Here is a 26,212-nt window from a genome sequence, read left to right as displayed (position 1 = left end):
GTCACGATCCGGCAAGCGAGGTGAGCGATGAGCATGGCAGCGGTAAGATTTGGCGGGGTTGCGGAGCGGCTTGGCGGGCTGATGTCGCGTGCCCAGGCGCTGCGGTTGAGGAGTCTGGCCGAGGAGGCCTATCAGCCGAACCAGTACGTGCACGGCCTGACGTCAGAGGAAGCCGAACGGCGCATCGATGCGCTCAGGGCCGAGATCGCATTGGCGGATTCCTTCTGAACCGCCCACCCACCCGGGCCGGACACTCCCTTAAGGCTTTGATATAGCGGCGCAGCTAGGTCTGTTCTGCTATTGCTGCTTTGTCTTGGGGGAGCCTTTCGTGCTGGAGCTGGAGAAGCGGTCGCCGCTTGCGTTCCCGATCACGCTGAAGGACGGGCGAACGCTCGCGACCGTTGGCGACGCGGCGGACTACCTGTCAGCGCTGAATGTCGATCAGCGCGAGCGCGGGTACTGGAAGACGGCAATCATGATGTTCAACAACGCCATGCGCGAGCCCAGCTATCTGAGGATCGCAACGATGAATCTGCGCTCTGCGCTTGTGTATGACCGTCTCGTCGACGACGTCGGCCACTGATTGTGGTGTTGCAGCTACAGCCGAATCGGCACGCCTTTCGTAAGGCCCGTTCGTTATGGCCGCAAACAAGGTAACGGCGGTACACGCGACGGCCAGGGGCGCAATGCGCTTCGGCCGCACTCTCGGGCCGCCTTCGGAGGGCCAAGGCGGCCCATTTCTTTTCAGAGCAATTTGGCGCGGACGAACAGCACCCGCAGCGCGGAGGTTGCCTGCACCGTCAGCATGGCGTTACCGGCTGCGCGCTCCAGCGCAACCAGCGCGTCGTCATGCAGTGAGCGGAACTCCATCCATTCGACGGCGCTGAGATTGCTGATGAAGCGGTAGGCCTGGCCGACGGTCGCGAGCGTTACCGTCTCGCCGTTCTGCCGCACTCTGAATGTCGCCTTCAGCGGCGTGTCGGATTTGGAAACGTCAGCCATGGCGCGGTTGTGCTCCGCGGTGCGTTAATGTCAATCTAATTTCTCGGCTCCCACGCCGGCGCGCCGACTCCACGGAATCGCAATGTCTGTTAGCGTTTCGTGGAGGTGATTCGTGCCTGATCTTGCCAACACAGCCTATCTCGATGCGCTCAATTCCGAGCAGCGCCGCGCCGTCGAGCACGGGGTCGGCGCGGATGGCATCGTCGGCGCCCCGCTGCTGGTGATCGCGGGCGCAGGCTCCGGCAAGACGAACACGCTCGCCCATCGCGTCGCGCATCTGATCGTCGCGGGCGCCGATCCGCGCCGCATCCTGTTGATGACTTTTTCGCGACGCGCAGCCGCCGAGATGGCCGGCCGCGTCGAGCGCATCGCACGGCGCGTGCTCGGCGATCGCGCCTCGATCATGACGGATGCGCTCAATTGGGCCGGCACGTTCCACGGCATCGGCGCGCGGCTGCTCCGCGAATTCGCCGAACGTATCGCGCTCGACCCGGCCTTCACGATCCATGACCGTGAGGACTCCGCCGACCTGATGAACCTGGTCCGCCACGATCTCGGTTTCTCCCGTACCGAAAGCCGGTTTCCGACCAAAGGCACATGCCTTGCGATCTATTCGCGCTGCGTGAACGCGGAGATGCCGATCGAGGCTGTGCTGGGCCAGTTCTTCCCGTGGTGCTCCGGCTGGGCCAGCGAGTTGAAGCAGTTGTTCGCGGCCTATGTCGAAGCCAAGCAGCGGCAGAACGTGCTCGACTACGACGACCTGCTGCTCTACTGGGCGCAGATGGTGACGGATACGGCCCTGGCCGAGGAGATCGGCGGCCGCTTCGATCATGTGATGGTCGACGAATATCAGGACACCAACCTCCTGCAATCCTCCATCCTGCTCGCGCTCAAGCCGGCCGGACGCGGGCTCACCGTCGTCGGCGACGACGCACAGTCGATCTATTCGTTCCGCGCCGCCACCGTGCGCAACATCCTCGATTTCCCGGCGCAGTTCAGCCCTGCCGCCGAGATCGTCACGCTCGACCGCAACTATCGCTCGACGCAGCCGATCCTGGCGGCCGCCAATGGCGTGATCTCGCTCGCCAAGGAACGCTTCACCAAGAACCTCTGGACCGACCGAACCTCGACCCGCAAGCCGCTGCTCGTCACGATCCGCGATGAGGCAGATCAGGCCCGTTACATCGTCGAGCAGGTGCTGGCCAACCGTGAGGAAGGCGCGCTGTTGAAGCACCAGGCGGTGCTGTTCCGCACCTCCTCGCACAGCGGTCCGCTGGAGGTCGAGCTGACCCGGCGCAACATTCCCTTCGTGAAATTCGGCGGCCTCAAATTCCTCGACGCCGCGCACGTCAAGGACATGCTGGCGCTGCTGCGCTTCACCGCCAATCCGCGCGACCGGGTCGCGGGCTTTCGCATCCTGCACCTGTTGCCCGGCGTCGGGCCGGCTTCGGCGCAGCGCGTACTCGACCGCATGGCAGAAGCCCCCGATCCGATCGCAGCACTCGTGGCGCTGCCTGCGCCGCCACGCGCCGGCGCCGACTGGCGTCTGTTCGTCGAGGCGATCGAGAACCTCCGCTACTCGGAATGGCCGGTCGACATCGAACGCGCGCGGCTCTGGTACGAGCCGCATCTCGATCGAATCCACGAGGACAGCGAGGTCCGCCGCGCCGACCTCATTCAGCTTGAGCAGATCGCCGCCGGCTATCCGTCACGCGAACGCTTCCTCACCGAGCTCACGCTCGATCCGCCCGACGCGACCAGCGATCGGGCGGGTGTGCCGCTGCTCGACGAGGATTATTTGATCCTGTCGACCATCCACTCCGCCAAGGGGCAGGAATGGAAATCCGTCTACGTGCTCAACGTCGTCGACGGCTGCATGCCCTCCGATCTCGGCGCCGGCACATCGGCGGAACTGGAGGAGGAGCGCCGCCTGCTCTATGTCGCCATGACCCGCGCCAAGGACGATCTGCATTTGCTGGTGCCGCAGCGCTTTTTCGTCCACGGCCAGGCCGCCAAGGGCGACCGCCACATGTACGCCTCGCGCACCCGCTTCATCACGGAACGGCTGCTGCCGATGTTCGAGCGGACCACGTGGCCGCGCGCCGCGGCCGCGCAGGCCTCCTCCGCCAGCCGCGCGCCGCCGATCGACATCGGCGCCCGGATGCGCGGCATGTGGCGCTGAAACGGGTCAAAAGAAATTTCGTTTGGGCAGGAACGAAGCCGCCGATCCCGCGTTGAGGCGACGTTCGTAATCGGCAAACGACCATCCCGACGGCTTCGGCGCGCAGCTGCACGCTGGAGCCGTCTTTTTTTTTGCGCCGCATCAACTCACGCAGAAAACAGCGTAACCGGCTGGTCGAAGCCCTTCAGCGTATAGTCGGAACCGGTTGCCGTGATCATGTCGCGGGTTCGATCCCGCACGGCCGCTGTGACCAGGATCTCGCCGGACTTCGCCGCGGCCTGGGCGCGCGCCGCCCGATTGACCACCGTGCCGACCGCGGTCAGGTCGCGGTGGGTCTGGCCGAACTCTCCGAAATTGGTGTCGCCGCTGTCCAGTCCGATGCCGATGCCGAGCTCGATGTCGCCGGCGCCGATCGCCCGCACCAGCGCATCGTGCCTATCCTGGAAACGGCGCTGGATCTCGCGCGCCGCCAGCAAGGCCTGCACGGCATGATCCTCCCGCCGCACCGGAAAATTGAAGATCGCGAACACGGCATCGCCGATCGTCTTGTTGAGAATGCCGTCATAGCGCCAGATCGCGGCGGCGCAGTCGTCGTAGAACGCATCGAGCAGCGATGTCAGCCCGGTCGGCGCGATGGTCTGCGTCAGCGTGGTGTAGCCGCGCAAATCGGCGAACAGGAGGGTGGCGTCGATGGTCACGGCGCGCGCCTTCATGATCTTCGAGAAGGCCATCTCGCAGATCGTGCAGGTGTTCGGATTCATACGGCTCGGCCGGACACCGAACAGGCGGAACGGCGCCGACAAGGGACCGCGCAACGGGATCGGCATATGCAGGTTTTGCCAGCAGCCGAGGCAGATCGTTGCGGGTTCCGGAGTCATCGGCGCCTCACCTGCTGTTCCACCAACCAGACACGCCCCACCTGGCACGGTCGGTCACGGCGTTCCCTGGAGATTGCCGCACTCAGGCGGCCGTCACGAAACTCACTCCAATCCGCGTCTTCTTGCTCCAGATCACCTGGCAGTCATAGACGACCGAGGCGTCCCGGGCCATCACCAAGCGGAATCTGTGCGGGACGAAGGCCGGATTCTCGACCTCGATGGCGGCCCCTTCCGGCGATATGTTCACGATCGTGCAATGCATGACCGAACCGCCCGACGAGACGTAGCCGGGTTCGTTGACCTCGATTCGCGGATGCTTGCGCTTTTCGTCCACCCGGCCTTGCCCCCCTCAAACTTTCTTCACGCAAACGTGGGCGATCGGCATTGCCGGAGTCAACGGCTGCCGCGGCTTGCATCGGGCTTTCGCACCACGATTTGTGCGCAGCAGTAAGCCGAATTGCGTATCGCGCCCTTGCAGATGAGCCCCGCGTCGGTGCGGGCTTGTGGTCCGCGACGGCGCAAGGATAGCCTCACCCTATGGGCGATGCGCCGGCGCAACGCACGCTCCCAACAACAACGAACAGGCGCCATGGGGAGACGCGCCATGTTCGAGATCCTCGATCGCCGGACGACTCTGACCGGCAACCAGATCAAGATCCTTGCGGCGGCCATCATCGGCGATGCCCTGGAATTCTTCGACTACTTCCTGATCGGCTTTGTGCTCGCGTTCCTGATCGGGCCGTGGAAACTCACCTTTGGCCAGTCGGCCACCGTGCTGATGAGTTCCGGCATCGGCGCCATCCTCGGCGCCTATCTCTGGGGCTGGCTGGCCGACCGGGTTGGGCGCCGCATCGTCTTCATCGGCACTGTCCTGAACTTCTCGATCGCGACCGGCCTGCTCTATTTCACGCCCGACAATGGCTGGGTCTATCTGGCAATCCTGCGCTTCTTCGTCGGCACCGGCGTCGGCGGACTTTATTGTGTCGACCTGCCGCTGGTGCAGGAGTTCGTGCCCTCGCACAAGCGCGGCTGGGTCGGCGGGCTCGTCACCTGCGTGATCCCGCTCGGTGTCGGCCTCGGCGCGGTGCTGGGCGCGATCATGGGCACCGATCAATGGCGGCTGCTGTTTGCGATCGGCGTGCTGCCTGCTGTCCTGGTGCTGCTGGTCCGGCTCTGGGTTCCGGAATCGCCGCGCTGGCTGTGCCGTCAGGGACGCTATGACGAGGCCCGCAAGTCGCTGGCCTGGGCCCTCGAGGTTCAGCCATCGGAGCTGCCATTGCCAAGCGCGGCCGACGCCGGCCCGATCGTCAAGACAAGCTGGTTCGACCTGTTCAAATATCCGCGCAGCCTGATCGTCTCCTGGCTCGGCAATGCCGGCGCGCAGACCGGCGTCTACGGCATCACGTTGTGGGCGCCCGCGCTGTTCGTGCTGCTCTTGAAGGTCACGCCGCAGGAGGCCGCCAAGATGATGATCCTGCTCAGCGTCACCGGTTTCCTCGGCCGCATCTCGTTCTCCTGGTTCTCGGAACTGCTGGGACGGCGCATCGCCGGCGGCCTGCTCGGCCTCGGCGCCGGCGCGCTCACGATCATCGCCGGCTATCACTACGACGCGACGCTGTTCGGCATGTCGGCATTCTGGCTGCTGCTCGGCGCCGCCTTCTTCTTCGCCGACGGCGGCTTTGCGATCGTCGGCCCCTATGCCGCGGAGGTCTGGCCGTCGCATCTGCGCACCACCGGCATGGGATCGGCCTATGGCTTCGGCGGCATCGGCAAGATCATCGGACCGGTTGGGCTTGCCCTGATCGTCGGCTCGAACAACTATCTCAAGCCGGATGTGCCCCTGACCCAGATCCCGACCGCCTTCGTCTATCTCGGCTGCTGGTTCCTGATGGCGGGCGCGGTCTATCTGTTCTTCGGGCTCGAGACCCGGGGCAAGTCGATCGAGCAGATCGACAAGGAGCTCAACGCGACGGCTGACGTCGCGGCCTCCGCAACCATACGGCGCGCCTGAGGGAGGCTGACATGAGCGTGACTTCTGCCGATCTTGCCGGTGATCGCGACGTGATCGCCCGCGCGGAGGCGGTCAGGGAGGCGGTTGCGGCCGCCTCCGACGCGATTGAGATGACCCGCCGCCTGCCGCCCGATCTGCTCGACCGGCTGCATGAGGCGCGCCTTTTCCGCCTGCTGTTGCCGCGCTCGACCGAAGGGATCGAGACCGATCCCGTCACCTTCTTCCATGTCATCGAGACCATCGCCAAGGCCGATGCGTCGACGGCGTGGTGCCTGAGCCAGGCCGGCGGCTGTGCGATGTCGGCGGCCTATCTCGACCTGCCGGTCGCGCAAGAGATGTTTGCCGATCCGCGCGCCGTGCTGGCCTGGGGGACCCGGCCCGAAGGTCAAGGCGGTCGAACGCGCAGGCGGCTACCGCGTCACCGGGGTCTGGTCGTTTGCGTCAGGCGGGCGGCACGCCACCTGGCTCGGCGCCCACTGCCCGGTCTATGCCGCGGACGGCTCGCCGCGCCGCGACGCCAACGGCGAGCAGGTCGAGCGCACCATGCTGGTGCGGACGGAAGACGTCGAATGGACCGACATCTGGAACACGGTCGGGCTGCGCGGCACCGCCAGCGACCAGTTCGCGCTGGACGATTTCTTCGTCCGCTCGGACCATTCGATCACCCGCGAATTCGATCGCGAATGCCGCGAGAGTGGCCCGTTGTACCGGATGAGCAACCACACCTGCTACCAGGTCGGCTTCGCCGGCGTTGCCTGCGGTATCGCCCGTACCGCATTGGATAATTTCGTCGACGTCGCCCGCAACAAGGTGCCGCGCGGCATGAAGAAGACGCTGCGCGACAATGCCGTGGTGCGATCCGGCCTCGCCCAGGCCGAGGTCAGTCTGCGCGCCGCCCGGGCCTTCCTGCTGCAGTCGATGGCGGATATCTGGCAGGATCTGGTTGCCGGCCACAGCATCACGGTCGCGCAGCGCATGACGATCCGGATGGCGGCGACGCACGCCATCCACAAGGCGCGGGAAGCCGTCGACTTCGCCTACAACACGGCCGGCGCCACCGCGATCTTCGACGGCCATCCACTGGAACGGCGCTTCCGCGACATCCACACCGTGACCCAGCAATTGCAGGGCCGCTTCAGTCATTTCGAGACGGTCGGCGCCTGGATGCTCGGCGTCGATGCCGACCTCAGCTTCGTTTAACCCGATTTCTCAGGGAGAAGAACCATGCCACTGGGTGGACTACAGCATTTCACCATCGAGCCACAGGACCTCGAGAAGACTAAGGCGTTCTATTGCGATGTGCTCGGGCTCGAGAATGGCGATCGCCCACCGCTCGATTTCCCCGGCTACTGGCTCTATTCCGGCGGCCAGGCCACTGTCCATTTAATGGGCACCCGCAAGCCGCGCGACGGCATCGTGGTGCGCGGCACCGAGAAGAAATATGAAGACACCGGCCGGCTCGACCATATTGCCTTCGCAGCCACCGACGTCGACGCCGTGCGCAAGCGCTTGCAGTCGAACAACGTCAGCTTCCGTGAGCAGATCGTGCCGCGCACCGGCGACACCCAGATATTCCTCTACGATCCCGACGGCGTCGGCGTGGAGCTGAATTTCCCGAACAGCTGAAGCGGTCTTCGCCGGTTTTTTGCCCCTGCTCAACAATTGGCCGGCGCATGTGCCGGCCAATTTCTCATGTCAGCAAACCGGTTCCCGACAAGGCCCTGACTCGGCCATCACTCGGGCGTGATCCGGTCCGCTTTTCTTCAACATTGAATGACGAATTAACCCGGCCGCGCCGCTGCGGCAGAATAGCCGGGTGCTGCGCCTTTAACCTACCCCAGGGCTTGGTAGCCCGGCTATTCGTCCCCACTTCGCCGTCGATGGGGCTCAATCGAGCCCGCGTTCGTGGCTGAGGCGGACCATTTCGTTGATGAAGATCTGTTTCTGCTTGTCGTCGAGGCTCGCATAGAGCGGCTCGGCGGCGTCGGCGACGCCGCGCTGATCGCCTGCGCGGTCATTGAGGAACTGGGCCTCGTTGCGCATCTGCTCGATGATGTCGTCAGGCGGATCGCGCTGCGCACGCGCAATGCGCAGGTTGAGCCGATCGGCGCCATTGTGCCCGAGATAGTGCATCGCACTGTTGAAGCCGGCCCAATTCTTCTCCTGCTCCGGCGTCAGGTTGAGCTCCTTCTTGATCCGTTCGATGTTGGCGTCGCTATTGGCGACGATCTGTTCGGCCGTAAGCTGCGGCGCGCCTGCCTGGGTCAGCACGGTCGGCGCCTGCTTCGCACCCTTGTCCTTGGCGGCGGCCTTGGCCGACTTGGCGGCCTTGGCGCCCTGCTTGTCACCGGACGCGGGAGCCTGCGCATTCTTGCCGTTGCCGGCATTGGGGTTGGCGTTGTTGTTGCCGGTCAGCACCCCGGTCACGCCGGTCACCACCCCGACGACGCCGCCGATTGCTCCGCCCAGCACGCCGCCGACCGGGCCAGCAGCCTTGTTGCCTTCGCGCGCGCCGTTTTCGACGCCCTGCACGATCTGCGCATCGACCATATGAGGCACTGCAAGCAGCGTGACGGCGGCGGCCCCAACCGCGACGCACAATTTCCATTGCGCTCGCAGCTTCGCTACCGGGATGAGCATGATCGGATCTCCGTGATCGATGGTGGATTGCAGGACTGACGCGGCGGGCGGGTTCGACGAATCCGGACTTTATCGTTTCCGGCTTCGGCAAGTCTATCGGTCGCGACGGCCATCAACATGACGGAACGCGGCTCGATCAGGCGTGGCCGGAAACCTGCGGCTCAACCGCGCACCGTCTGCGAGCATCGCTTGCGCCAACCTCCGCGTGCGTCGCAGCATGATGACCGGAAGCGCGCCAAACCACGGACATCTGCAGTGATGCCGATGACACTGCCTGCGATTTGACCACAACGTTAGTACTACTTGGCACAGGCATCTCGTTTCTCGACAGCAGCCGGCAATTCTGTTCTGATCAGTGTGAATGAAATCCCGCGACGTCGCGCGAACGCGACGCACAAAAACAACAACGGGATTCAAAAAGTCTTTTGTCCGTCGGCTACCAGGGAGGGAATGCCATGTCACGGAAGAAGCTTTCGCGCCGAGAATTCGTTGCAGCGACAGCGCTGTCATCGGCGGCGCTCATTACAGCCCCCTACGTCCGTGGCGCCTACGCAGCCGGCAAGCTCTCGATGGGCTTCTGGGATCACTGGGTGCCGGGTGCGAACAGTGCCTCCACCGAGCTCGTCAATGAATGGGCTGCCAAGGAAAAGGTCGAGGTCCAGCTCGACTACATCACCAGCCAGGGCAACAAGAACATCGTCACCATCGCCGCCGAGGCGCAGGCGAAATCCGGTCACGATATCTTCCAGATGCCGACATGGTGGCCACAGTCCAACGCCGAGCTGCTCGAGCCGGTCAACGACATCATGGACCCGCTGATCAAGCTGAACGGCGACGTCAACGGCACGGTGAAGTATCTCGGCCAGGCCGACGGCAAATGGCTCGGCGTTCCCGCCAGCGTCGGCAGCCAGATCAAGGGTCCTTGCTCGCGCATCGACCTGATGAAGAAGTACGCAAATATCGACGTCCAGGAGATGTATCCGGCCGGAAGCGCGCCGAAGGCGGACAACTGGACCCTCGATACATTCCTCAAGGCGGCTGAAGCCTGCCACAAGGCTGGCTTCCCGTTCGGCATCGGTCTCGGCGAGACCAGTGACAATGTCGACACCGCCGGCGCGATCTTCCAGTCGTTCGGCGCGCAGCTGGTCGACCCCAAGGGTAACCTCACCGTCAAGACCGACGCGGTTCGCCAGTCGCTCGAATTCTACAAGAAGCTGCTGGCGTTCCTGCCACCCGACGTTGCCGCATGGGACGATGCTTCCAACAACAAGTGGCTGGTCGCGGGCAAGGGCGCGATGATCATGAACCCGCCGAGCGCGTGGGCGGTCGCCAAGCGCGACGCCCCGCAAGTCGCCGAGCAATGCTGGACGCACGGGTTCCCGGCCGGGCCGAAGGGACGCTTCGCGCCCTATCTGCCGTTCTTCTGGTCGATCTGGTCGTTCTCGAAGAACAAGGAAGCGGCCAAGAGCCTGCTGTCCTACTTGTCGCAACCCGCATCGATCGAGAAGATGGTGGTCGCGAGCGGCGGCTACGATCTGCCGGCCTACGAGAAGCTCACGACGTTGAAGGTCTGGGAAGAGGTTGGGCCGCCGAAGGGCACGCTCTATCACTACCCGAACCCCTTCAAGCACCAGACGCTGTCGATTGCGGCCTCGCCCGCGCCGCCCAAGGTCGCACAGCAGATCTACTTCCAGGCCACCCTGACCAAGATGTGCCTGCGCTACTACCAGGGTGAAGCCATGGAAAAGACACTCGCCTGGGCCGAGGGCGAGTGCGAAGGCTTCATGCGAAGCTGACGAACGGACGAGTTCGCGCGCGGTCGCCGATCATGTTGGCCGCGCGAGATCTCGCCTCTGCATCCCGGCCGCCGAACACGGCGAGCCGTGCAACCAACCCGCGCGAGGGACCAGCGTAATGGTTGATGTCGCACTCCAATCCAGCCGCACAGCTGCGGCCCAGGCAGGGCGAAAGCGCGCCGGCCTGCGCAACGCGCTGCGACGCAAGTCGATGTCGGCGTTCCTGATGACGCTGCCGCTGATCCTCCTGATCGCGGTGCTGGTGATCTATCCGGCGCTCTATTCCCTGCATCTCGCGACGCTGAACAAGGCGATGACGAAGTTCGTCGGCTTCGGTAATTTCGAGTTCCTGTTCAAGCGCGAAACCTTCTGGCTGGTGGTCAAGCAATCCTGCATCTTTGCGATCTCGGCGGTGGTCTTCAAAGCGCTGATCGGCTTCATCGTCGCGCATTTCGTGCACAACGTCCCCGCCAACAGGCAGCGCAAATGGCGCGGCATGCTGCTGGTGCCATGGGTGATCCCGCCGGCGATGAGCACGCTGGCCTGGCTGTGGCTTTTCGACCCGTCCTACAGCGCCTTCAACTACACGCTGTCGTTCTTCGGCCTCGGCCCGATCCCGTGGACCGGCGACGCGATGTGGGCGCGCTTCTCGGTGATCCTGGTCAACGTCTGGTACGGCGCGCCGTTCTTCATGATCATGTATCTGGCGGCGTTGAAATCGGTGCCGGAGCAGCTCTATGAGGCGGCCGCGATCGACGGCGCCAATTGGTGGCAGCGGATCTGGTATGTGACCCTGCCGATGATGCGTAACATCATCGCGATCACCACGCTGTTCTCGCTGATCGTGACCTTCGCCAATTTCGACATCGTGCGCATCCTGACTGCGGGCGGACCGCTCGACCACACCCACATCTTCGCCACCTGGGCGTTCCGCGTCGGCATAGAGGGCAGCGACATTCCGCTCGGCGCCAGCGTCTCGCTGTTCATGGTGCCGATCCTCGCGGTCGCGGCGATCTTCATCCTGCGCGACATCACCAAACGCGGGAATGAATCCTGATGAGCACCGTGACGATCGACAAGTCCGGACCGACCCGCAAGGTCAAATACGGCAGCATGAGCCGCGATCGGACCTGGGCGCTGCGCTGGTCCTACTTCTTCCTGACGCTGTTTGCGATCTTCTCGCTGGTGCCGCCGTTCTACATGCTGATCACTTCGCTGAAGAGCAGCGCGGAGATTTCCGCGGCGACCAACCCGTGGTGGGTATATCATCCGACGCTCTCCAACTACATTGAGTTGCTGACCTCCAATCAATTCCTGCGCTTCTTCTGGAATTCGGCCTGGGTCTCGATCATCGTGGTCACGATCACGATGCTGATCAGCGTGCCGGCGGCCTTTGCGCTGGCGCGGATGAAGTTCTGGGGCTCGGCGACGCTCGCGACCGGGGTGTTCCTCACCTATCTCATTCCGGACAGCCTGCTGTTCATCCCGCTGTTCAAGATGTTTGCCGTGTTCGGCGACTGGACCGGCATTCAGCTGGTCAATCGCTGGTACGTGCTGCTGTTCATCTACCCGACGCTGACGGTGCCGTTCTGCACCTGGATCATGATCGGCTATTTCGCATCGATCCCGAAGGAGCTCGACGAAGCTGCGATCATCGACGGCGCGAGCTGGTTCCAGACCCTGACCCGGATCTTCATCCCGGTCGCCCTGCCCGGCCTGATCGCGGCGACGATCTTTGCCTTCACCGTCTCCTGGGCCCAATTCCTCTATCCGCTGGTGTTCACCACCTCGACCGATCAGCTCGTGCTGCCGGTCGGCATCATCACGACCCTGATCAAGGGTGACGTCTTCAACTGGGGGCAGATCATGACCGGCGCCCTGCTCGGCGCCGCGCCGCCGCTGATCATCTACGCCTTCCTGATGGACTACTACATTGCCGGCCTGACCGCCGGTGCGACAAAGGGTTGAACGCGACAAAGGTAGGATAAGGGTAGGATTCATGGCCGACGTCAGTTTGCGCAAGGTGGTGAAACGTTACGACGAGGTCGAGGCGGTGCGCGGCATCGACCTCGATATCGCCGACCATGAGTTCGTGGTGCTGGTCGGCCCAAGCGGCTGCGGCAAGTCGACGACCCTGCGGATGATCGCCGGCCTCGAGGACATCTCCGACGGCGATATCATGATCGGCGGCGATGTCGTCAACGACGTGCCGCCGAAGGACCGCGACATCGCGATGGTGTTCCAGAACTACGCGCTCTATCCGCACATGACCGTCGCCGAGAACATGTCGTTCGGGCTGCGGCTGAAGCACTACCCCAAGGCCGAGATCAAGAGCCGGGTCACGGAAGCCGCCCGCATGCTCGACATCACCGACTTGATCGACCGCAAGCCGAAGCAGCTCTCCGGCGGCCAGCGCCAGCGTGTCGCGATGGGACGCGCGATCGTGCGCAACCCGAAGGTGTTCCTGTTCGACGAGCCATTGTCCAATCTCGATGCCAAGCTGCGCGTGCAGATGCGGATCGAGATCAAGAAGGTGCACCAAAAGGTCCGAACCACGACCGTCTACGTCACCCACGACCAGGTCGAGGCAATGACGCTGGCCGACCGCGTGGTGGTGATGAACCACGGCAAGATCGAGCAGATCGGCACGCCCAACGAGCTCTATCACAAGCCGGCGACCCGGTTCGTCGCGAGCTTCATCGGCTCGCCAGCGATGAACTTTGTGCCATGCCGGCTCGAGGACGTCGGCGGCAAGCTCAACGTGCGGCTGACCGATCGCCTCTCCTTCCCGCTGCCGCCGGCGCGCGCCGCCCGCTACCAGGCCCTTTCCCGCACCGACAAGCTGCTGCTGGGTCTGCGGCCCGAGCATGTCATGGAGGCGCGGCCGCATGCCGAGCCCGGCATCGAGCCGTTCGATGCGGTGCTCGACGTCACCGAGCCGATGGGCATGGAGACCCTGGTCTATTTCACGCTGGAGGGCTCCCAGCTCTGCGGCCGGGTCAATCCCAATGCCGGCGCGCAGGATGGCAGCCCGCTCCGATTGGCTGTGGACCTCAACAATATGCATTTGCTAAACGAGGTGACCGGCGCCGTGCTTTGACGGCGCACAAGAAACCTCAAGGGCAGGAAATGGCTACCAACAAGAAGAAGATTTTCATCACCCAGACTCTGTCTCCGGGGGCGCGGGTCCTCCTCAATGAACGGGATGATGTAGAACTCGTCGAATTTCCCAACCTGATCTCGGCCAAGGACTTCCAGGCGATGCTGGAGCAGCACGCGCCGGTCCATGGCGTGGCGCTCGGCGCGACCCGCTTCGGCGAGGCGGAGCTGGAGGCGTCCAAGGGCATGTTGGTGGTGACCCGGATCGGCGTCGGGTATGACGCGGTCGACGTACCGGCGCTGTCCCGCCGCAAGGTGCCGCTGATGGTCGCAGGCACCGCAAACTCGCCGTCGGTCGCAGAGCATGCCGTGTTCATGATGCTGACGCTGGCCAAGCGCGCGCAGGAAATGCACGCGATGGTCAAGGAAGGCACCTGGGCGAGCCGGCTCGGTGTGCTGCCGTTCGACCTCTACGGCAAGACGGTCCTGATCGTCGGCTTCGGCCGCATCGGTACCCGCACCGCCAAGCGCTGCCTCGCGATGGAAATGAACGTGCTGGTCTACGATCCCTACAAGCCCGCGAGCGAGATCACCGCGGCCGGCTGTCAGGCGGTGTCGAGCCTCGAAGCGGCACTGCCGCGTGCGGATTTCGTCACGATCCATTGCCCGAAGTCGCCCGAGACAGTCGGCCTGTTCAACGCCGCGCGGATCAGGCTGATGAAGCCGACCGCCTATCTCATCAACACCGCCCGCGGCGGCATCGTGGACGAGAAGGCGCTGCACGACGCGCTGGCGTCGGGCAAGCTCGCCGGCGCCGGCCTCGACGTGTTCGAGGTCGAGCCTCCACCGGTCGGCCAGCCGCTGCATGCTTTGCCGAACGTGATCATGGCGCCGCACGTCGCGGGCGTGACGGTCGAGGCTGTCGATCGCATGAGCGAGCAGACCGCGCGCAATATCCTGAGCGTGCTGGACGGCAATCCGCTGCGCCAGAACGTGATCAACCAGGACGTCCTCGGCTGAGCTTTCAGCCTCCCTCGTTTGCGCCGCGGCCGATCCCGCGAGGTCGGCCCGGCGATGCGGAGCATGCACATGGCTTTCAAGGAATTCGGCAACTACGATGCGGTCGGTCTCGCCGAGCTCGTCCGCAACAAGGACGTCACGGCAAAGGAACTGCTCGACGAGGCGATTGCGCGCACGGCCGCCGTCGATCCGAAGATCAACGCGGTCGTCGTCAAGCATTACGACCACGCCGAGCGCCAGATCGCCAAGGGGTTGCCTGACGGCCCCTTCACCGGCGTGCCGTTCCTGCTGAAGGATCTCGACCTGCTCGAGGCGCACCCGCACCACGTCGGGCGCCAGCCTGCTGAAGGACTTCGTTGCCGACCACAACGGTACGTTGACCCAACGCTTCCTCGATGCCGGTCTTGCGATCTTCGGCAAGAGCGCGAGCCCGGAGTTCGGCCTGATGCCGACGACGGAATCCCGCCTGTTCGGCCCGACCCGCAATCCCTGGAATCTCGACCATTCCTCCGGCGGCTCGTCCGGCGGCGCGGGGGCTGCGGTCGCCGCGCGCATCCTGCCCGTCGCGCATGCCAGCGACGGCGGCGGCTCGATCCGGATCCCCGCCTCCGCCTCCGGCGTGTTCGGCATGAAGCCGACGCGCGCCCGCAACCCCTGCGGTCCCGATCGCGGCGAAGGCTGGGGCGGCTTCTCCGTCGGCCATGTGCTGAGCATCAGCGTCCGCGACAGCGCAGTCATGATGGATGCGATCCATGGTCCGGAGCCGTCGAGCCTCTACGTCGCGCCGGCGCCGGAACGGCCGTTTTCCCAAGAGGTCGGCCGCGACCCCGGCCATCTGCGCATCAGCTTCACCGACAAGGCGCCCTATGGCGATGCTGTCGATCCCGAGATCGCCGCGGCGGTCCGTGACATCGCCAAGGTGCTCGAGAGCCTCGGCCATCATGTCGAGGAGCGCGCGCCACCGCTTGCCGCCGATCCCGCCGCGGTCATGACTACCATCGTCGGCGGCAACACCGCGCTGACCATCCGCCTGCTCGAACAGCGCGTCGGGCGCACGCTGACGTCGGACGATGTCGAGCGGCTGACGCTCGCCAGCGGCCAGAACTCGATCAAGATGACGCCTGCCGACTACGTCGCCGCGCAACTTGCGGCGTTCCAGATCTCGCGCGGACTCGCCACCTTCTTCGAGGGCTGCGACGTCTTCCTCAGCCCGACGCTGTGCGCGCCGCCGCTCCGCATTGGTGAACTGAACACGATGTCCGAGGACCTGAGCCACATCGCGCCGGTGCTGCGCCGCTACATGCCGGGCACCTCGATGTTCAACATGTCCGGGCAGCCGGCAATGTCGGTGCCGCTGGCCTGGAACAAGGCCGGATTGCCGCTGGGCATGATGTTCGCGGCCAAGCTTGGCGAGGAAGGACTGCTGTTCCGCCTGGCCGGTCAGCTCGAACAGGTCCGCCCCTGGAAGGACCGGCGCCCGCCGGTTTGCGCCTAGCTCAATCGGGCGCGACAAAGGGCAGTCCAATCAGGTAGATAGGAAGGGCGCCGGCCCGATTCCGCCGGCGTCATGCCTGGGAGACCGAACCGTGAGTGACCCGACCGACAATGCGCTCGCCGCCATCGCGAGCATTCTCGATCAGACGACGACGCCTCCCGAGAAGTCCAAATCGTCCGACACCAAGTCGTCCGACGAGGCATCGGACGCTGCCGAGGAGCCGCCGGTCTCGATAGCGATGCCACCGCCCCTGCCATCGTCCGTCACAGACGTTTCTGTCGAGGCGGTTTCCATCGTGGCCGAGCCGCCGGCGCTCGAGCCGTCGCCGACTGAGCAGGTCGAGCCAAACATCGAGCAGGCCGAGCTCGAAGAACCCGAGCCGGTCGAACCCGAAGCTGTCGCACCAGAGCCGAGCGAGCCGGAGCCGATCCGGCCGGCCCAGCCGATCGAGGCCAATGGCTATTCCAAGTCCGGACCGGGCCCGATGGCCGCGCTGCGCTTCCGCTGGACGGTGCGCGAGGACGGCGCCCAATACTATGTCGACGAGACTGTCGGCGAAGGATCGACCCCGCTGGTCAACGGCCCAATGGACAGGGAGGCAGCGATCAAATTCGTCGACGATCGTGAGGCCGAAGCACGGCAGCGCTTCGAGCATTTCAAGCGCGAGATCGTCAGCCGCACGGCCGCCGCCCTTCAGGCAAGCAAGGACCGCCACGAGGCCTAGAGCCTCGGTTCTGATTGAATCAGAACCGAAGCTCTAGATTCTTGTCTTGACGCGTTTTCTTCACGCGAACCGGCGTCCGTTTCGCTCGAAAACGCTCTAGCCCTGCGGCGGCCGCGGTGGTCCCAGAAAGTCCTTCTTCGCGAGATCGACGCCGGCATGGCGCAACATGTCGTACGCCGTTGCGACATGAAAGAAGAACTGCGGGACGCTGAAGGTCAGGATCAGGGACTTGCCGGTGAATGGCCTGGTCGCGCCGCTCCGGAACGTGAAGACGACGTCCCTGTCGCAGGCGGCGTCGATCACCTCCCGCGGCAGGCCCTGCGCAAAATCAATCGTGGCCGCAATCTGCGCCTTCAGCCCGCCGATGCCGGGCGCCGTGTCGGCCAAGACCGGCGGCGCGCACCCTGCCAGCAACGCGCAGCTCAGCACGACATGCCGGTTCGCCTCCCCGACCTGCTGGCGAAGGTTGTACATGTTCGGCGAAAGCCGCATCTCGAGCAGGACGGTTGGATCGATCCTGCGAGCCCCGGCATGCGCCTCGGCATGATCGAGCAGCGCGGAGAGATTTCGCAGGTACGGCACATAGACGCCGACAGATGCTTCGTGGAGCGAGATGGTCAATGTTGCGCCCGCTGTACTGGCTCGAAAGTCTCATCTGGTCTAAATGGTCCGCAACGACATGTCATCGGAATTGACGGAGACGTCTGATGTTTCGCGCGCTGGCCGGCCTCGCTCTCGTTTTGCTTCTGTCTGCCGCGCACGCGCAGCCGGCGCCGTCCCGGCTCGATGAGATCGTCAAGCGCGGCACGTTGCGGGTCGGCATGACCGGCGACTACCTGCCCTTCACGGCGCTCGACAAGGAGACCAAGGCGTTCCGCGGCTTCGACGTCGATATGGCGCAATCGCTCGGCAAGGCGCTCGGCGTCAAGGTCGAGTTCGTGCCGACATCGTGGCCGCAGATGACCAGGGATTTCGAGGCCGACAATTTCGACATCGCGATGGGCGGCGTCTCCATCACCTTCGACCGGCAGAAGAAGGGGCTGTTCTCGACGCCGATCATGCGCGAGGGCAAGACGCCGATCGCGCGCTGCGCCGACAAGGGCAGGTTTGAGACGATCGCCGAGATCGACAAGCCCGGCACCCGTGTCATCGTCAATCCCGGCGGCACCAACGAGCGTTTCGCGCGCGCCAACGTGAAGGCCGCCGACATCCGTGTCTTCAACGACAACACCAAAATCTTCGACGAGATCGCCAAGGGTGATGCCGACCTGATGATGACCGACGCGTCCGAGACGCGCTATCAGCAGAAGCTGCATCCCGGCGTGCTCTGCGCCGTGCATCCCGACAAGCCGTTCGACTTCGCGGAAAAGGCCTACTGGATGCAGCGCGACGTCGCCTTGAAGGCGTTCGTCGACCAGTGGCTTCACATCGCGCGCGAAGACGGCAGTTATGCGAAGATCTATGCCGCGTGGTTTGAATAGGCTGCGTCAAGTTCACTGCTCGCGTGCCGCAAATTGATGCGCACGGCCTGAAACCAGATCGCAATCCAGTGATTTGAACCTGGGGCGCGAGGACACGACTCATGTTTTGACCGTGATTTGGGGCGCGTTCAGCGAGGCGGCCACCAAATAGCCTCGCGAACGGGATTCCCTGCACTGGAGGTCGAAATGAGAAAGCTTCTGGCGATCGCCACACTCGTGCTGGCGAGCACGGCGACAGCGCAGGCGCAATACACCTTCGATTACGGCGGCCGTACCATTCGGATCGATCCGGATCGCGGAACCGTTTCGATCCCCGGCGTCTATGACAATACCGGCCGCAGCACCAAGCGCGCCAAGCACAGGGACGCCGAGCAGAAGCGCGAAACGGCTCCGAAGGATGCCAAAGCGGATTCTCCGTCCATGCCTGCCACGCCACCCGCAGCCGCTGCCTCACCCTCTCCGCCTGCCGTTGATCAGGCCGCCGCGCCGGCGCCGACAGCAACAACGACAGACCCCGCGAACACGAGCGTTACGCCACCTCCGGCCACGGCAGCGACCACACCGCCGCCACCACCCGCGCCGCCAGTCGTGCAACAAAGCGCCGCGCCGGCAGCAAAGCCCGCTTCAGCGCCCACCGTCGGCGCCGTGTCGCCTGCGCCCAAGCCGGCAGCGAACCCCGTACAAGGAGCCAACTCGCCGCTCGGCGTCTGGCTGACCGAGGAGAAGGAAGGCAGGGTTCGCATCGAGCAATGCGGCGCCAATCTCTGCGGTTACTCGGTCGACAAGAAATCGAACGCCAACGGCGAACAGGTTCTGATCAACATGAAGCCGGGCAAGGACAAATGGAGCGGCCGCATCTTCGATCCGAACAGCGGCAGTACCTACGATTCCACCATCGCGTTGAAGAGCCCCGACACGCTGCGCGTCCAGGGCTGCGCGTTCGGCGGCATGTTCTGCGGCGGCCAGACCTGGACGCGGATGAACTGATCGACGCCGCGTCGTGAAAGCAAAAAGCCCCGCTCGAGAGCGGGGCTTTTCCTTTGGGCAGGCAACGACGCCTCAACCGAGCTTGCCGTTGTATTCCTCGTCGGTGACGTGCTCCATCCAGGTCGAGAACACGCCGTCGAGCGCCTCCTGCATGGCGATGTAGGTCATGCTGTTGTCAGGCGATGCGCCATGCCAGTGCTTCTCGTTCGGCGGGATCCAGACGACGTCACCGGGGCGGATCTCCCGGATCGGCCCACCCTTGGCCTGCACGCGGCCGATGCCTGAGATCACGTACAGCGTCTGCCCGAGTGGATGGGTGTGCCAGGCTGTGCGCGCACCAGGCTCGAACGACACCCGCGAGGCATTCAGCCGGGCCGGCGCCGGCGCCATGTTGATCGGGTCCTGCAGCACGCTGCCGGTGAAGTTCTCTTTCGGCGCGCGGCGGGTCGGCCGCGAGCCGGAAACGTGGATATCCATGGGGTTACCTCCCTTTCTTGACGTTATTTCTTGGATGCGGCGTAGCGCGCCTTGGTCTCAGCGTTCATCGGATACAGGCCGGGTAGCTGGGCGCCATTGTTCACCTCGTTGACGATCCAGGCTTCCATCCGCTCCTGCTCCGGCCCCTCGGTCAGCACGTGGTCGAGGAAGGCCTGCGGGATCAGCACCGCGCCGTCCTGGTCGGCCACCACCACGTCGTTCGGAAACACGGCAACGCCGCCGCAGCCGATCGGTTCGCCCCAGCCGACGAAGGTCAGGCCTGCGACCGACGGCGGCGCCGCGTAGCCATCGCACCACACCGGCAGGCCGGTGCCGAGCACGCCCTCGAGATCGCGCACCACGCCATCGGTGATCAGCGCCGTCACCCCGCGCTTGACCATGCGGGCGCAGAGGATGTCGCCGAAAATGCCCGCATCGGTGATGCCCATGGCATCGACCACGGCAATGCAGCCCTGAGGCATCGCCTCGATCGCGGTACGGGTCGAGATCGGCGACGACCAGGATTCCGGCGTCGCCAGATCCTCGCGGGCCGGCACGAAGCGCAGCGTGAAGGCCGGTCCGACCAACCGCTTCTGCCCGGGCTTCAAGGGCTTGGTGCCGCGCATCCAGATGTTGCGCAGGCCCTTCTTGAGCAGGACCGTGGTGATGGTGGCGGTGGACACGTGCGACAGCGTCGCGATCGCTTCGGCGGACAGTGACATCTCGAAAGCTTGCTCCGATGGGAGGAAAAGACCGGCGCATGTTGCCGGGCGAAGGCCCTGCGTCAAGGGCTGCGCGAAAAACCTGCGATCATCCAAATTTATCGCCGGCATGCCGATTAATTTATTGAAGTTGCTGCATCATTTTGCACGAAGCGAATTCCGTTTTGAATCGAAACACGCTAGCTTGATGGCCAATCCAATCTGCTTGAGCCGATGGCCGAACCCTTAAGTCCTCCCCGCCTTTTGCCGAGTGGCGACAGCGCCATCACGGTGGAATTCAGCCGCACCATCGATGACGCCGCCAACCGGCGGGTGCTCGCGCTCGACCGCGTGATCGCAGCCGAGCCGATCGCCGGCATCATCGAGACCGTGCCGACCTACCGGTCGCTGTTGGTGCATTACGATCCCGTGCAGATCACCTTCGATGCACTCGGCGAGCAGCTGCTTGCGCGCGCCGCCAAGGCGCCGCCGACCGAGAGCGGAACGCGACGCTGGCGGATCCCCATCACCTATGGCGGCGAGCACGGCATCGATCTCGAGGATGTGGCGAAGGCGCTCCAGACCACGCCCGATGATATCGTCGCGCGCCACGCCGCCGGTGACTATCGCGTCGCCATGATCGGCTTCACGCCCGGCTGGTCCTATCTCAGCGGGCTCGACAAGTTCCTGCATATGTCCAGGCGCAAGGAGCCGCGGCTCGTGACCCCGGCCGGCACCATCTCGATCGGCGGCATCCAGACCGGCGTGCAGTGCCTCGCCGGCCCGAGCGGCTGGCACCTGCTCGGCCGTACCCCGGTGCGAACCTACCAATTGCATCGCGACCCGACCTTCCTGCTGGAGCCGGGCGATGCCGTCACCTTCACAGCGGTGGATGCCAAGACCTTTGCCGAACAGGACCGCGCCGCCGAGGCCGGCGAGTTCGTCGCAGAACTGGTGACGCCATGAGCAAGCTCGTCGTCACCTCGATCGGTCCGGCAAGTTCGGTACAGGACGGCGGACGTCCGGGCTCGCAGCGCTACGGCCTGACGCCGAGCGGCGCGATGGATCGGCTTTCGCTGGCGGCCGCCAACACGCTGGTCGGCAATGAGCCGTTCGCTGCCGTGGTCGAGATCGGCCCGTTCGGCGCCACCTTCACCGCGCGCGGCGGCGCGGTGCGCATCGGGCTCGCCGGCGCGTCACGCAATGCTGACATCGGTGGCCGGCCGGTTGCCTTCGACAGTTCGGCAACGCTCGCCGAAGGTGAGACGCTCAATCTCGGTTTTGCGCGCGGCGGCTCGTTCAGCTACCTCGCGATCGAGCACGGCATCGAAGGCGAGCCGATGTTCGGCAGCCTCGCCGTCAACGCCCGGGCCGGGCTCGGCAGCCCCTACCCGCGGCCGCTGCAAAGCGGCGACGAGTTGAAGACGAAGGCTGCGAGCGGCGCCGCCGAGCGCCGCATCGAATTGCCGATAGCTACCGAAGCGCCGATCCGCATCGTGTTCGGCCCGCAGGACGACGAGTTCACCGCGGAAAACAAGCAGCTGTTCCTCGACAGCGAGTGGAAGATCTCGGCCACCAGCGACCGCATGGGCTACCGGCTCGAAGGCGCCGTCATCAAGCACCGCGACGGCCACAACATCGTCTCCGACGGCACCGTCAACGGCAGCATCCAGGTGCCCGGCAACGGCCAGCCGATCGTGCTGATGCCGGACCGCGGCACCAGCGGTGGTTATCCCAAGATCGCAACCGTGATCACGGCCGATCTTGGCCGCTTCGCGCAGACCTCGGCCGGCCGGCCGTTCCGCTTCAAGGCCGTCACGATGGCGGAAGCGCAGGCCGAGGCGATCAAGTTCCACACGCTCCTGCATTCCCTGCCCGATCGCCTCCGCGGCATCGACGATCTCGGCCTCAACATCGAGGCGCTGCGGGATGCGAATGTCGCGGGTCAGGCCGTCAGCGCCGTCGATGTGACGACCTGGCAAGTTACGCTACCCTGAATCAATACGAACAACGAACGGATCGATCGTCATGACTGCAACCATCGACCTCAATTGCGATCTCGGCGAAAGCTTTGGCCCCTGGGAAATGGGCAATGACGCCGCGATGATCGAGCTTGCGACCTCGGTCAACGTCGCCTGCGGCTTCCATGCCGGCGACGCCGACATCATGCGCAAGACCGTCGAGCTCGCGAAGGCGCGCGGCGTCAGCGTCGGCGCCCACCCCGGGTATCGCGACCTGCATGGTTTCGGCCGCCGCCCGATGCCGGGACTGACATCCTCCGAGATCGAGAACCTGATCGCCTATCAGATCGGTGCCTTGCAGGCGATCGCAACCGCGGCCGGCCACAAGGTCACCCATGTGAAGGCACATGGCGCGATATCCAACGTCGCCTGCGAGGACGACATGACCGCACGCGCGATTGCCAATGCCATCAAGGCGGTCGACCGCAATCTCATCTTCGTGGTGCTCGCCAACTCGAAGCTGGTGCGCGCGGGCGAAGCCGCCAATCTGCGGATGGCGCATGAAGTGTTTGCCGACCGCGCCTATGAGGACGACGGCAATCTGGTGTCGCGCAAGAAGCCCGGCGCGGTGCTGCACGATCCCAAGGCGATCGCCGAGCGTGTGGTGCGGATGGTGCAGGATGGCGCGGTCGTCTCGGTCACCGGCAAGGTGATCAAGATGCAGACCGACACCGTCTGCATCCATGGCGACACCCATGGCGCCGTCGAGATCGCGCGCGGCCTGCGCGAGGCGCTGAGCACGGCCGGCATCACGGTCGCGCCGTTCAAGACCGCGCACTGAGCCGCGAACACACGGAGCAGCAAGGGCCGGCCGCCGCGCCGACCCTTTTAGATTCCGTTAAGAGTCTTCTTAAACCCAAACTTGCCGTTTGATTGCTAGGTGCAGCTTCCGAGCCTTTGATTGTCCTCTCAGGAAAATTGGGTACGAAAGCATGTTCCGCACCAGCCTCTCCCTCGCAATTGCTGCGGTGGCCACGGCCGCCTTCACCAGCGCGGCCTCCGCCGGCTGCTACAGCTGCTATACGCCGCCGCCCCAGCCCTGCACGACCTGCTATCAGGTGCAGACCGTGCCGCCGCAGTATCGCACCGTGCAGGAGACCGTGATGGTGTCGCCGGGCCACGTCATCGCGCATCGTACGCCGCCGCAGTATCGTACCGTGATGGTGCCGAAGACCGTGATGGTCGCGCCCGAAGGCGTCGCCTATGAGCGCATCGCGCCGCAATACGCCACCCAGGAACGCACCCAGATGGTCTCGCCGGGCTATTCCTACTACGCGCCGGTCCAGCAGACCTGCAACACCTGCGGCGGCGGTGGGTACGGCTACGGATACGGACGCGGCTACGGCTACTGAGCCGTCAGCGTCCAGACAGCACAAAGCCGCCGCCTGAGGACATCAGACGGCGGCTTTGCAGTTCTCTCAGGGCCTCAGAACGGGTGGACGGAGAGCGTGCCGAACACGATGGCCGCGATCACCGCGAAGGCGCTATAAAGCGCCGCAGTGTGAATTCCGGTCCCGGACTTCCTTGAAATTTGTCGCGCGTAAAAGTGCAGGCGGGCTTCCGCCGATAGCTCGCGCATGGTCGATCTCCAACGCCCCATTCTCGGGCATATGGAATATCGTTCACGCGCCGATTCAAGCGGGTGGCAAAAATAGCGACGCCGCTCCCTCGGCGAACCCGGTTCCCAGAGGAATATTCTTCCCCGCAGGCCGACCCGAGAATCTTATTCGTTGCAATTCGAGGCGTTGGGAACCAGCGCCAGTCCTGCAATACCGAAAATCTCGAAAACAACCCCATGCAAAGTAGCCGGAGGTGGCTGGCTGAGGCGCGGCCGCTGCGACGCGCTCAGGGCTTCCAGCGCCCAATCTTGAAGGCCGCCAGATGGCCGGGAACGTCGTTCGGATCGAACGGTGGACCGGCGAACGCGCCTATGGCGTTGGAGGTATCAGCCGGGCGCCCGGCCGCGGCGTCGTAGAGGTCCGGCCTGAACACCGCCATGGCAGCCTTCAGCGCCTCCGGCCGGTACGGTGTCTGGCCCCAGCGAACCATCTGCGCGTAGAGCCAGGCCGCCTGCCCCGGGTCCGGCCGCGCCGCCGCCTCGCGCCCGACCAGCAGATAGCGACTGCTCTCGCGCATGGTGCCGTCGGGCAGGATCTTGAGCCGGCCATCGAGCGTGCGCTGGATGACGCTGGCCTCGACACCGAGCCGCTCGGGCTGCGCCAGCATGCGCGCGACCTCGGGGCGGTTTTCCGGTTGCTCGATGAACTCGGCGGCGCGCAGATGCGCGCGCACCAGCGCGGCCACGACGTCGGCGTTCTTCTCCGACCAGCTCTGGCGCACCGCCAGCACCTTCTCCACCGCGCTGAGCAGGATGTCGGAGACGAAGTGCAGGATGTGGCCGACGCCGAGATCGACCGCGATCGAATTCCAGGGCGCGCCGACGCAGAACGCGTCGACATGCCCGTTGGCGAGACTGTCCACCATGTAGGGCGGCGGCAGCACCACGAGCTGGACGTCCTCGTCGGGATCGACGCCGCCGGCGGCCATCCAGAACCGCAATTGATAATTGTGGGTCGAGAACGGAAACGTCATGCCGAAGGTCAGGGGCTCCGCGCCGCTCTTCCGCCGTTTCGCAACCACGCGCGCCAGCGCCCGCGAGGTCGCCATCGGATCGAAGCGTTCGCCGTCGATCTCTTCCATCAGCGCCGCGTGCAGCGCCGGCGATACAGTGATGGCGTTGCCGTTGAGCCCGAGGTTGAATGGCGCTGCGATCGGCACCTTGACGTGACCGAGCCCAAGGCTCGAGGCGATCGCCACCGGCGCCAGCAGATGGGCCGCGTCGAACAGGCCGATATTGAGCTTGTCGCGGACGTTCGACCACGACACTTCCCGTACCAGCGTGACATCGAGGCCTTCGGCTGCCGCAAACCCTTTGTCGACCGCGACGATCAGGGCGGCAGCGTCCACCAGCGGAATGAACCCGATGTGCAAGGGTGTGGTCATTTCAACAGCTCCGACGCAGTCAGGATCGATTGCGCGATCTCCCCGATCTTCTTCTTCTCGCGCATCGCGGTCGAGCGCATCAGCACATAGGCCTCTTCCTCGGTCAGCCCCTTCACCTTCATCAGGATGCCTTTGGCGCGGTCGATCACCTTGCGCTCCTCCAGCGCATGCTTGGTGCGGTCGAGTTCATCCTGCAGCTTGGCGAAGGCATTGAAGCGGGACACGCAGAGATCGAGGATCGGCTTCATCCGCTCCTTCTTCAGGCCGTCGACGATGTAGGCAGAGACGCCGGCCTCCACCGAGGCCTGGATCGAGGCAGCGTCGCTCTGGTCGACGAACATCGCGATCGGGCGGCGGACGGCACGACTGACCTGGAACATCTGTTCCAGCACGTCGCGGCTGGGGTTCTCGAGGTCGATGACGATGATCTCGGGATCGAGCGCATAGATCCGCGAGAGCAGGCTCTGCATCTCGCTGATATGGACCACATCGGTATAGCCGGCCTCCCGCAGCCCCTCCTCGAGGATGGCCGCACGGATCGGGCTCTCGTCGACAATGACGATCTTGGGAGACGATTCAGCGCTCATCGACCACTCTTAAAGCCCGGCAAGAGCCATCCATATCACGCCGGAAGCCCCGGGAAAGGGTTGTAATTCTCGGCAATTGGGACTAGCTCCTGCCCATCAATCAGGCAG

General features: G+C 64.6%; 29 protein-coding genes and 1 pseudogene. 20 read left to right on the top strand and 10 right to left on the bottom strand.

Features of this window, described 5'->3' with window-relative positions:
• Positions 1-27: 27 nt before the first annotated feature.
• A complete protein-coding gene (locus ACVIGA_RS41850) occupies positions 28-228 on the top strand; it encodes a DUF3072 domain-containing protein (protein WP_223975059.1) in 201 nt (66 codons plus the stop codon).
• Positions 229-328: 100 nt separating this feature from the next.
• Positions 329-583, top strand: coding sequence for a hypothetical protein (locus ACVIGA_RS41845; RefSeq protein WP_223975061.1), 255 nt, complete (start codon positions 329-331; stop codon positions 581-583).
• A gap of 161 nt (positions 584-744) precedes the next feature.
• Here the strand turns inward: ACVIGA_RS41845 and ACVIGA_RS41840 are convergent, their stop codons facing one another.
• A complete protein-coding gene (locus ACVIGA_RS41840) occupies positions 745-1,002 on the bottom strand; it encodes a hypothetical protein (protein ID WP_456670609.1) in 258 nt (85 codons plus the stop codon).
• A gap of 112 nt (positions 1,003-1,114) precedes the next feature.
• On the opposite strand from ACVIGA_RS41840, the gene ACVIGA_RS41835 reads away from it, so the two are divergent.
• Complete coding sequence (locus tag ACVIGA_RS41835) at positions 1,115-3,184, top strand: ATP-dependent helicase (protein ID WP_456670608.1); 2,070 nt, start codon at positions 1,115-1,117, stop codon at positions 3,182-3,184.
• Positions 3,185-3,330: 146 nt separating this feature from the next.
• On the opposite strand, the gene ACVIGA_RS41830 is transcribed toward ACVIGA_RS41835, so the two are convergent.
• On the bottom strand, positions 3,331-4,062 hold the full coding sequence (locus tag ACVIGA_RS41830; RefSeq protein ID WP_456670607.1) for an adenylate/guanylate cyclase domain-containing protein: 732 nt from the start codon (positions 4,060-4,062) through the stop codon (positions 3,331-3,333).
• An 82-nt stretch (positions 4,063-4,144) separates the two neighbouring features.
• Positions 4,145-4,396: a PilZ domain-containing protein gene (locus tag ACVIGA_RS41825; protein ID WP_223975071.1), complete on the bottom strand. Its 252-nt coding sequence runs from the start codon at positions 4,394-4,396 to the stop codon at positions 4,145-4,147.
• Between the two features lie 270 nt (positions 4,397-4,666).
• On the opposite strand from ACVIGA_RS41825, the gene ACVIGA_RS41820 reads away from it, so the two are divergent.
• The 4 genes and pseudogenes from ACVIGA_RS41820 (at position 4,667) to ACVIGA_RS41805 (ending at position 7,699) form a co-directional block, all read left to right on the top strand.
• Complete coding sequence (locus ACVIGA_RS41820) at positions 4,667-6,073, top strand: MFS transporter (protein ID WP_456670606.1); 1,407 nt, start codon at positions 4,667-4,669, stop codon at positions 6,071-6,073.
• Positions 6,074-6,084: 11 nt separating this feature from the next.
• Positions 6,085-6,360: pseudogene (locus tag ACVIGA_RS41815) on the top strand (acyl-CoA dehydrogenase family protein); the annotation flags it as partial.
• Positions 6,361-6,412: 52 nt separating this feature from the next.
• Entirely contained in the window at positions 6,413-7,273 is an 861-nt protein-coding gene (locus ACVIGA_RS41810) for an acyl-CoA dehydrogenase family protein (protein WP_456670605.1), read from the top strand.
• Positions 7,274-7,297: 24 nt separating this feature from the next.
• Positions 7,298-7,699, top strand: coding sequence for a VOC family protein (locus ACVIGA_RS41805; protein WP_223975078.1), 402 nt, complete (start codon positions 7,298-7,300; stop codon positions 7,697-7,699).
• Positions 7,700-7,960: 261 nt separating this feature from the next.
• Here the strand turns inward: ACVIGA_RS41805 and ACVIGA_RS41800 are convergent, their stop codons facing one another.
• A complete protein-coding gene (locus ACVIGA_RS41800; RefSeq protein ID WP_374708067.1) occupies positions 7,961-8,713 on the bottom strand; it encodes a Spy/CpxP family protein refolding chaperone in 753 nt (250 codons plus the stop codon).
• A gap of 455 nt (positions 8,714-9,168) precedes the next feature.
• Here ACVIGA_RS41800 and ACVIGA_RS41795 point away from each other — a divergent pair, with 455 nt between their 5' ends.
• From ACVIGA_RS41795 to ACVIGA_RS41765, 7 genes are all read left to right on the top strand, one after another.
• Entirely contained in the window at positions 9,169-10,509 is a 1,341-nt protein-coding gene (locus ACVIGA_RS41795; protein ID WP_456670604.1) for an ABC transporter substrate-binding protein, read from the top strand.
• A 118-nt stretch (positions 10,510-10,627) separates the two neighbouring features.
• The gene (locus tag ACVIGA_RS41790; RefSeq protein ID WP_375774783.1) at positions 10,628-11,566 is read left to right on the top strand and encodes a carbohydrate ABC transporter permease; all 939 of its coding nucleotides are present in this window, start codon (positions 10,628-10,630) and stop codon (positions 11,564-11,566) included.
• Positions 11,566-12,477, top strand: a complete 912-nt coding sequence (locus tag ACVIGA_RS41785) for a carbohydrate ABC transporter permease (protein ID WP_456670603.1) — start codon at positions 11,566-11,568, stop codon at positions 12,475-12,477. Before ACVIGA_RS41790 ends, ACVIGA_RS41785 begins: the two co-directional genes overlap by 1 nt.
• Positions 12,478-12,508: 31 nt before the next feature.
• Entirely contained in the window at positions 12,509-13,609 is a 1,101-nt protein-coding gene (locus ACVIGA_RS41780; protein WP_456670602.1) for an ABC transporter ATP-binding protein, read from the top strand.
• Between the two features lie 29 nt (positions 13,610-13,638).
• Positions 13,639-14,628 carry a hydroxyacid dehydrogenase gene (locus ACVIGA_RS41775; protein ID WP_456670601.1) on the top strand — a complete coding sequence of 330 codons (990 nt, stop codon included), beginning with the start codon at positions 13,639-13,641 and terminating at the stop codon, positions 14,626-14,628.
• 376 nt (positions 14,629-15,004) lie between these two features.
• Entirely contained in the window at positions 15,005-16,123 is a 1,119-nt protein-coding gene (locus tag ACVIGA_RS41770) for an amidase (protein ID WP_456670600.1), read from the top strand.
• Positions 16,124-16,214: 91 nt separating this feature from the next.
• Entirely contained in the window at positions 16,215-16,847 is a 633-nt protein-coding gene (locus ACVIGA_RS41765) for a hypothetical protein (protein WP_456670599.1), read from the top strand.
• A 96-nt stretch (positions 16,848-16,943) separates the two neighbouring features.
• On the opposite strand, the gene ACVIGA_RS41760 is transcribed toward ACVIGA_RS41765, so the two are convergent.
• Complete coding sequence (locus ACVIGA_RS41760) at positions 16,944-17,468, bottom strand: DUF1993 domain-containing protein (protein WP_456670598.1); 525 nt, start codon at positions 17,466-17,468, stop codon at positions 16,944-16,946.
• A gap of 86 nt (positions 17,469-17,554) precedes the next feature.
• Between ACVIGA_RS41760 and ACVIGA_RS41755 the strand changes: the two genes are divergently transcribed.
• On the top strand, positions 17,555-18,328 hold the full coding sequence (locus ACVIGA_RS41755) for a transporter substrate-binding domain-containing protein (protein ID WP_456670597.1): 774 nt from the start codon (positions 17,555-17,557) through the stop codon (positions 18,326-18,328).
• A 186-nt stretch (positions 18,329-18,514) separates the two neighbouring features.
• Entirely contained in the window at positions 18,515-19,315 is an 801-nt protein-coding gene (locus tag ACVIGA_RS41750) for a DUF2147 domain-containing protein (RefSeq protein ID WP_456670596.1), read from the top strand.
• Positions 19,316-19,387: 72 nt separating this feature from the next.
• On the opposite strand, the gene ACVIGA_RS41745 is transcribed toward ACVIGA_RS41750, so the two are convergent.
• Entirely contained in the window at positions 19,388-19,792 is a 405-nt protein-coding gene (locus ACVIGA_RS41745) for a (R)-mandelonitrile lyase (protein WP_456670595.1), read from the bottom strand.
• A gap of 23 nt (positions 19,793-19,815) precedes the next feature.
• Positions 19,816-20,514, bottom strand: coding sequence for a ribonuclease activity regulator RraA (locus tag ACVIGA_RS41740; protein WP_456670594.1), 699 nt, complete (start codon positions 20,512-20,514; stop codon positions 19,816-19,818).
• A 213-nt stretch (positions 20,515-20,727) separates the two neighbouring features.
• Here ACVIGA_RS41740 and pxpB point away from each other — a divergent pair, with 213 nt between their 5' ends.
• From pxpB to ACVIGA_RS41720, 4 genes are all read left to right on the top strand, one after another.
• Entirely contained in the window at positions 20,728-21,459 is a 732-nt protein-coding gene (pxpB, locus tag ACVIGA_RS41735; protein ID WP_456670593.1) for a 5-oxoprolinase subunit PxpB, read from the top strand.
• Complete coding sequence (locus ACVIGA_RS41730) at positions 21,456-22,490, top strand: 5-oxoprolinase subunit C family protein (protein ID WP_456670592.1); 1,035 nt, start codon at positions 21,456-21,458, stop codon at positions 22,488-22,490. The genes pxpB and ACVIGA_RS41730 overlap by 4 nt, the downstream gene beginning before the upstream one ends.
• A 31-nt stretch (positions 22,491-22,521) precedes the next feature.
• Positions 22,522-23,295: a LamB/YcsF family protein gene (locus ACVIGA_RS41725; RefSeq protein WP_456670591.1), complete on the top strand. Its 774-nt coding sequence runs from the start codon at positions 22,522-22,524 to the stop codon at positions 23,293-23,295.
• Between the two features lie 151 nt (positions 23,296-23,446).
• On the top strand, positions 23,447-23,866 hold the full coding sequence (locus tag ACVIGA_RS41720) for a hypothetical protein (RefSeq protein WP_456670590.1): 420 nt from the start codon (positions 23,447-23,449) through the stop codon (positions 23,864-23,866).
• Between the two features lie 74 nt (positions 23,867-23,940).
• Here ACVIGA_RS41720 and ACVIGA_RS41715 read toward each other — a convergent pair whose 3' ends face one another.
• From ACVIGA_RS41715 to ACVIGA_RS41705, 3 genes are all read right to left on the bottom strand, one after another.
• Entirely contained in the window at positions 23,941-24,093 is a 153-nt protein-coding gene (locus ACVIGA_RS41715; RefSeq protein ID WP_168193479.1) for a hypothetical protein, read from the bottom strand.
• 266 nt (positions 24,094-24,359) lie between these two features.
• Positions 24,360-25,517: a CmpA/NrtA family ABC transporter substrate-binding protein gene (locus tag ACVIGA_RS41710; RefSeq protein WP_456670589.1), complete on the bottom strand. Its 1,158-nt coding sequence runs from the start codon at positions 25,515-25,517 to the stop codon at positions 24,360-24,362.
• Positions 25,514-26,104 (bottom strand): ANTAR domain-containing response regulator, encoded by a 591-nt coding sequence (locus tag ACVIGA_RS41705; protein WP_028332037.1) that lies wholly within the window; start codon positions 26,102-26,104, stop codon positions 25,514-25,516. Before ACVIGA_RS41705 ends, ACVIGA_RS41710 begins: the two co-directional genes overlap by 4 nt.
• Positions 26,105-26,212 lie beyond the last annotated feature (108 nt).

It is taken from the genome of Bradyrhizobium sp. USDA 3240 (assembly GCF_054063295.1).
The sequence above is the reverse complement of the archived record's forward strand: the minus strand, read 5'-3'. Positions and strand labels throughout refer to the sequence as shown.

What these genes read in the sequence shown, in the direction of transcription:
- ACVIGA_RS41850 (WP_223975059.1), top strand. Translation starts at nt 28, where the DNA reads ATGAGCATGGCAGCGGTAAGATTTGGCGGGGTTGCGGAGCGGCTTGGC.
- ACVIGA_RS41840 (WP_456670609.1), bottom strand. Translation starts at nt 1,002, where the DNA reads ATGGCTGACGTTTCCAAATCCGACACGCCGCTGAAGGCGACATTCAGA.
- ACVIGA_RS41830 (WP_456670607.1), bottom strand. Translation starts at nt 4,062, where the DNA reads ATGACTCCGGAACCCGCAACGATCTGCCTCGGCTGCTGGCAAAACCTG.
- ACVIGA_RS41820 (WP_456670606.1), top strand. Translation starts at nt 4,667, where the DNA reads ATGTTCGAGATCCTCGATCGCCGGACGACTCTGACCGGCAACCAGATC.
- ACVIGA_RS41805 (WP_223975078.1), top strand. Translation starts at nt 7,298, where the DNA reads ATGCCACTGGGTGGACTACAGCATTTCACCATCGAGCCACAGGACCTC.
- ACVIGA_RS41800 (WP_374708067.1), bottom strand. Translation starts at nt 8,713, where the DNA reads ATGCTCATCCCGGTAGCGAAGCTGCGAGCGCAATGGAAATTGTGCGTC.
- ACVIGA_RS41795 (WP_456670604.1), top strand. Translation starts at nt 9,169, where the DNA reads ATGTCACGGAAGAAGCTTTCGCGCCGAGAATTCGTTGCAGCGACAGCG.
- ACVIGA_RS41790 (WP_375774783.1), top strand. Translation starts at nt 10,628, where the DNA reads ATGGTTGATGTCGCACTCCAATCCAGCCGCACAGCTGCGGCCCAGGCA.
- ACVIGA_RS41785 (WP_456670603.1), top strand. Translation starts at nt 11,566, where the DNA reads ATGAGCACCGTGACGATCGACAAGTCCGGACCGACCCGCAAGGTCAAA.
- ACVIGA_RS41780 (WP_456670602.1), top strand. Translation starts at nt 12,509, where the DNA reads ATGGCCGACGTCAGTTTGCGCAAGGTGGTGAAACGTTACGACGAGGTC.
- ACVIGA_RS41775 (WP_456670601.1), top strand. Translation starts at nt 13,639, where the DNA reads ATGGCTACCAACAAGAAGAAGATTTTCATCACCCAGACTCTGTCTCCG.
- ACVIGA_RS41755 (WP_456670597.1), top strand. Translation starts at nt 17,555, where the DNA reads ATGTTTCGCGCGCTGGCCGGCCTCGCTCTCGTTTTGCTTCTGTCTGCC.
- ACVIGA_RS41750 (WP_456670596.1), top strand. Translation starts at nt 18,515, where the DNA reads ATGAGAAAGCTTCTGGCGATCGCCACACTCGTGCTGGCGAGCACGGCG.
- ACVIGA_RS41745 (WP_456670595.1), bottom strand. Translation starts at nt 19,792, where the DNA reads ATGGATATCCACGTTTCCGGCTCGCGGCCGACCCGCCGCGCGCCGAAA.
- ACVIGA_RS41740 (WP_456670594.1), bottom strand. Translation starts at nt 20,514, where the DNA reads ATGTCACTGTCCGCCGAAGCGATCGCGACGCTGTCGCACGTGTCCACC.
- pxpB (WP_456670593.1), top strand. Translation starts at nt 20,728, where the DNA reads ATGGCCGAACCCTTAAGTCCTCCCCGCCTTTTGCCGAGTGGCGACAGC.
- ACVIGA_RS41730 (WP_456670592.1), top strand. Translation starts at nt 21,456, where the DNA reads ATGAGCAAGCTCGTCGTCACCTCGATCGGTCCGGCAAGTTCGGTACAG.
- ACVIGA_RS41725 (WP_456670591.1), top strand. Translation starts at nt 22,522, where the DNA reads ATGACTGCAACCATCGACCTCAATTGCGATCTCGGCGAAAGCTTTGGC.
- ACVIGA_RS41720 (WP_456670590.1), top strand. Translation starts at nt 23,447, where the DNA reads ATGTTCCGCACCAGCCTCTCCCTCGCAATTGCTGCGGTGGCCACGGCC.
- ACVIGA_RS41715 (WP_168193479.1), bottom strand. Translation starts at nt 24,093, where the DNA reads ATGCGCGAGCTATCGGCGGAAGCCCGCCTGCACTTTTACGCGCGACAA.
- ACVIGA_RS41710 (WP_456670589.1), bottom strand. Translation starts at nt 25,517, where the DNA reads ATGACCACACCCTTGCACATCGGGTTCATTCCGCTGGTGGACGCTGCC.
- ACVIGA_RS41705 (WP_028332037.1), bottom strand. Translation starts at nt 26,104, where the DNA reads ATGAGCGCTGAATCGTCTCCCAAGATCGTCATTGTCGACGAGAGCCCG.